The sequence below is a fragment of the Oleiphilus sp. HI0128 genome, assembly GCF_001635365.1.
The window spans coordinates 1-1102 of record NZ_LWGG01001608.1; the positions used below are offsets into that span (position 1 = coordinate 1).

At 47.9% G+C, this 1102-nt stretch carries 1 protein-coding gene; it reads left to right on the forward strand.

The window, feature by feature from the left end:
• On the forward strand, positions 1-1102 hold a 1102-nt coding region (locus A3763_RS29300), incomplete at both ends, for a TonB-dependent siderophore receptor (RefSeq protein WP_197483155.1).

Below are 1102 nucleotides of genomic sequence, written 5' to 3' on the forward strand. Positions count from 1 at the left end.
GATGTCTTCGTCGACGGCTTACGCGACCCGGGCATGACCATTCGTGAAAGTTTCGCTGTTGAGCAAGTTGAAATCAGTAAAGGCCCTAGCGCGAGCTTTGCAGGGCGCGGCACAACAGGTGGAGCGGTGAACTCGGCAACCAAACGTGCAAGCACCGAGTATGACTTTGCGAAAGGCTCTATCGGTATCGGCACCGATTGGCACCACCGCGTCACGGCTGATATCAACCAGGTCATTGATTATGACACTGCCCTACGTGTTAACCTGCTTAAGTCAGGTGAAAATGTTCCCGACCGTGACCCGGCTGACCGAAATCGCGCAGGTGCAGCAATCTCACTATCTCACCAGGTAACAGATCAGCTAGAAATCGTTGCGGATGTCTATCATTTCCGAGGCGAAGATAGCCCGGACTTAGGTACCTACATAGATGGTGATACCGGCAAACCTGTTAAAGATATCCCTTCTTATGTGCAAGATGAGGACTTTCTGAAATCTGAAACCAGTACTGCAACGCTGCGTGTTGGTTATGAATTTAGCCCAACTTCGAGCATTGTGAATCTGACTCGCTACGGTATTACCGAGAATGGTTATGTTGCGACAGGAGCCCGAGGTACAACAGCTTACCCAACACTTGATGATGCTACGAATGATACCAATGGCTTTGAAACTGCTTCGTTAAGTACTCATCAAGGCTGGCAAGACGTTGATTATTTTGCCAATCAATTTAATTTTCTGACTACAAAAGAACTCGGCGAGACAGTTCATGACATCGTGATTGGTGTCGAATATACCGACCAAACGGTTATCAACGGCGTCTATAGCTACACTTCTGAAGGAGCCTCAAACTGCTTCACTTCAGGTCGACGTGGTGTTGGGGAAGGCTATTGTTGGTCAGACGAAAATGGTAATACCGCGACAGACCTCAATACATTGATTCAACGAGATATTGCCCAAGGTGATAAAGACTCAGATTGGAATGTTGAAACCCTTGCGCTCTATTTCATGGATACCGTCGAGTTAAGTGATAATTGGACAGCCTTTGGTGGCGTTCGTTACGACTATTACGACTACAGCACCTTCGCAAACTATGACCCGGATGGCC